Origin of the sequence: Sphingomonas sp. CCH9-F2 (assembly GCF_001556735.1) — a bacterium.
Classification (GTDB): Bacteria; Pseudomonadota; Alphaproteobacteria; order Sphingomonadales; family Sphingomonadaceae; genus Sphingomonas; species Sphingomonas ginsenosidimutans.
The window spans coordinates 1-4,032 of the sequence record NZ_LSJO01000499.1; the positions used below are offsets into that span (position 1 = coordinate 1).

Below are 4,032 nucleotides of genomic sequence, written 5' to 3' on the forward strand. Positions count from 1 at the left end.
CGCCCTGCTTCTGCAAGAAGTCGCTGTCGCTGGCGGCGCGGGTGGCCGCGCCGCCAGCGACAGCGACTTCTTGCAGAAGCAGGGCGGCATCTACTAAGCCCGCGCCGATCGTTCTTTTTTCGTCGTCCCGGCATCGGCTGGGATCTCCCGGTTGCGAAGCGATGCTTGAGCCGCACGAGATTCCAGCCTCCGCTGGAATGACGTGACCTTGGAGACTTCCTATGCGCGCCGAAGCGCAGGCCCATGTCGATAGCATCAACGAGGCGCTGGCGCTGTTGCGCCGCTTCCTCGACTGGGACCGCGCGCTGCGGCGGCTCGACGAGCTGAACGCGCGCGTCGAGGACCAGGCGCTGTGGAACAATCCCAAGGAGGCGCAGGCGGTGATGCGCGAGCGTCGCCGGCTGGACGAGGCGATCACCGCCACCCGCGACATCGAGCGCGAGCTGTCCGACACCGCCGAGCTGATCGAGATGGCCGAGGCCGAGGGCGACGCCGAGATGGCGGACGAGGGGGTCGCGGCGCTGAAGGCGCTGGCCGATCGTGCGCAGGCCGACAAGGTGAAGGCGCTGCTGGCAGGGGAAGCGGACGCCAACGACACCTATCTGGAGATCAATGCCGGCGCGGGCGGCACCGAGAGCCAGGACTGGGCCGGGATGCTTCAGCGCATGTACACGCGCTGGGCTGAGCGGCGCGGCATGAAGGTGGAGCTGATCGACTATCACGCGGGCGAACAGGCCGGGATCAAGAGCGCGACGCTGCTGATCAAGGGCGAGAACGCTTATGGCTATGCGAAGGTGGAATCGGGCGTCCACCGGCTGGTGCGGATCAGCCCCTACGATTCCGCCGCGCGCCGCCACACCAGCTTTTCGAGCGTGTGGGTCTATCCGGTGATCGACGACAATATCGAGGTCGAGATCAACGAGAGCGAATTGCGCATCGACACCTATCGCGCATCGGGCGCGGGCGGTCAGCACATCAATACCACCGACTCGGCGGTCCGCATCACGCACCTGCCGACCGGCATCGTCGTGCAGTGTCAGAACCAGCGGTCGCAGCACAAGAACAAGGCCGAGGCCTATAACCAGCTCCGCGCGCGCCTGTACGAGCGCGAACTGGCCGAGCGCGAGGCGGCGGCGAATGCCGAGAACGCCAGCAAGACCGACATCGGCTGGGGCCACCAGATCCGCAGCTATGTGCTCCAGCCCTATCAACTGGTGAAGGACCTGCGCACCGGCACGACCAGCACCGCGCCCGGCGACGTGCTGGACGGCGACCTCGACGAATTCATGGCGGCGGCGCTGTCGCAGCGCGTGACCGGCGAAGCGGTAGTCGTGGAGGACGTCGACTGATGATCGCATGGGGGGCGGCATCGTCGGTCGGCGGGGCGGCGCTGCTGGCGCTGGCCCTGGCCCTCGCCCTGCCGGCGTGTGACGGGTCGAAACCGCTCCTCAAGCCGGAACCGGGCGCCACCCCCGGCCCGTTCCCCGCCGCCGACCGACCGATCGCGCGCATCGTGTCGCCGCGCTGGTCGAACGAGGAAGCGCGCGATCGCCTGAACGAGGCCGGGCGGGTGATGGACCTGGCCGATATCCGCCCCGGCATGACCGTCGCCGATCTGGGCGCGGGCGAGGGCTATTATACCACCCGGCTGGCGGCGCGCGTCGGCAAGGACGGGCGCGTGCTGGCGGAGGATATCGTGCCGGCGGTGCGCGATGCGCTGGCCGAGCGCGTCGCGCGCGAACGGCTGGAAAATGTCAGCGTGCGGCTGGGGCTGCCCGCCGATCCGCGGCTGCCCGCCAACAGCTTCGACCGGATCTTCATGGTGCACATGTACCACGAGATCGCGCAGCCGTATGAATTCCTGTGGCGGATGCGCCCGTCGCTGCGCAAGGGGGGGCTGGCGGTAGTGGTCGACGCCGATCGCCCGACCCGCGACCATGGCACACCGCCGATGCTGCTGCGCTGCGAATTCGCCGCGGTCGGCTATGCACCGGTCGATTTCCGGGAGATGCGCTCGGCGGGCGGCTATCTCGCCACCTTCCGCGCCGCCGGCGCACGCCCCGCCCCCACGTCGATCCGCGCCTGCCGGATGGGCAACCGCGCGCGCGCCGCGGGCTGACCGCCCCGCCGCGCGGGTGCCGTCGGCGCCCGCCGCCGGTCGCGCTCTTTCGCCGGAATACGGGAGTGGCGCAGTGTGGTGCTCCGGCGCAGGCCGGAGCGTTGGCGGGCGGACCACCCCCATCCGCCATCCGTCGCCCGGATCGCGCGGCAACACCTTGACCTGAAACAACAATCGGGACCGCGCGCCGCTACTCCGCCGCCAGCAGCTCCGCCGCCTGCAAATCCACTGACACCAGCCGGCTGACGCCCTTTTCCACCATCGTCACCCCGAACAGGCGGTGCATCCGGCTCATCGTCACCGCATTGTGCGTGACGATCAGATAGCGGGTGTCAGTTTCCTGCGTCATCCGGTCCAGCAGGTCGCAGAAGCGTTCGATATTGGCGTCGTCCAGCGGCGCGTCGACTTCGTCCAGCACGCAGATCGGCGCCGGATTGGTCAGGAATAGCCCGAAGATCAGCGCGACCGCGGTCAGCGCCTGTTCGCCGCCCGACAGCAGGGTCAGCGATTGCAGCCGCTTGCCCGGCGGCTGCGCCATGATCTCCAGTCCCGCCTCCAGCGGATCGTCCGAATCGACCAGTTCCAGATGCGCCTGACCGCCGTCGAACAAGGTCGTGAACAGCCGGCGGAAATGGCCGTCGACCGCCTCGAACGCGGCCAGCAGCCGCTGGCGCCCCTCGCGGTTGAGCGTGCCGATCGACCCGCGCAGCCGGTTGACCGCCTGGCCCAGTTCCTCGCGCTCGGCGGCGGTCACCGCGCCGCTCGTCTCCAGTTCGGCCAGTTCCTGCTCCGCGACCAGATTGACCGGCCCGAGCCGTTCGCGGTCCATCGCCAGCCGTTCGTGCGCGGCGGATTCGTCCTGCGGACTGACGACGGTGGCGCTGTCGAACCCCGTCTTGGTCGGCAGGACGGGGGCGGGGCATTCGAACCGTTCCCCCGATACGCGTCCCATCTCCACCCGGCGCAATTCGTGGTTCTCGGCACGCGCGGCGGCCCCGGCACGCGCCTCGCGCGCGGCGGCCAGCGTTTCGTTGGCGCGCGCCTGCGCGGCGTCGGCGGCGCGCACCGCGGCGTCCGCATCGCGTTCCTCGGCCTGCGTGCTGTCGGCGGCAGTGCGGGCGGCGTCATGCGCCTGTTCCAGCTGCGCGATCTCGGCGGTCAGCTGCGCCGGGCGGTCGGCCAGCTTCTCCAGCTCGGCGGACAGATCGGCGGCGCGGCGGTCCATGTCGGCGATGCGGCGCACGGCCTCGCCCGCGCGGGCTTTCCATCCCTGCATCTCGGCGCGTGCGGCGGTCTGGCGGTCGCGCGCCTGCGCCAGGTTGCGGTCGTGCGCGGTGCGGTCGGCACGCGCCAGCGCCACCTGCGCGCGCGCCGCCTGCGCCTCGCCCTGCAACCGCGCGGTCGCCGCCGCCGCCGCGGACCCGTCGGGCAGCGCCGCCAGCGCCGCCTCGGCACGGGTGCGCTCAGCCTCGGCCTCGGCGATGTCGGCGGCGACGCGCGCCTGCCGCTCGATCAGGTCGGCGCGCTGCCCGGCCAGCCGCTCGATCTGCGCGGCGGCGCGATCCTCGGCGCGCTGGGCCTCGCGCTGTTCGGCCTCGGCCTGGGTCAGCAGCGCGCGCGCCGATTGCGCCGCGGCGCGGGCGCGCGCGATCCGGTCGTCCAGCGCGGTGCGGCGCGCGGTGGCGCGCTCGACCGCCTCGGCCGCGGCGGGGCGATCGGCGGTCAGCATCGCCAGCCGGTTGCGCCGCTCCAGCCGTTCGGCCGCCGCTGCGCCGCCGTTCTCGGTGACATAGCCGTCCCAGCGCCGCAGCCGCCCCTCGCGTGTGACCAGCCGCTGGCCGGGGGCGAGCGGCTGGCCCGAATCGCCCTCCACCAGGAAGATCTGCGCCAGCCGCCGCGCCAGCGCCGCGGGC

General features: G+C 71.7%; 3 protein-coding genes. 2 read left to right on the top strand and 1 reads right to left on the bottom strand.

What is annotated here, in order from left to right; genetic code table 11:
* Window positions 1–221 precede the first annotated feature (221 nt).
* Both prfB and AX685_RS14240 read left to right on the top strand, forming a co-directional pair.
* Window positions 222–1,349, top strand: coding sequence for a peptide chain release factor 2 (prfB, locus tag AX685_RS14235; protein ID WP_066489824.1), 1,128 nt, complete (start codon window positions 222–224; stop codon window positions 1,347–1,349).
* Entirely contained in the window at window positions 1,349–2,119 is a 771-nt protein-coding gene (locus AX685_RS14240; RefSeq protein ID WP_082740982.1) for a class I SAM-dependent methyltransferase, read from the top strand. Before prfB ends, AX685_RS14240 begins: the two co-directional genes overlap by 1 nt.
* A 190-nt stretch (window positions 2,120–2,309) precedes the next feature.
* Here AX685_RS14240 and AX685_RS14245 read toward each other — a convergent pair.
* Window positions 2,310–4,032 (bottom strand): chromosome segregation protein SMC (locus AX685_RS14245; RefSeq protein WP_082740983.1); only part of this gene is annotated, 1,723 nt, incomplete at its 5' end.

What these genes read in the sequence shown, in the direction of transcription:
- prfB (WP_066489824.1), top strand. Translation starts at nt 222, where the DNA reads ATGCGCGCCGAAGCGCAGGCCCATGTCGATAGCATCAACGAGGCGCTG.
- AX685_RS14240 (WP_082740982.1), top strand. Translation starts at nt 1,349, where the DNA reads ATGATCGCATGGGGGGCGGCATCGTCGGTCGGCGGGGCGGCGCTGCTG.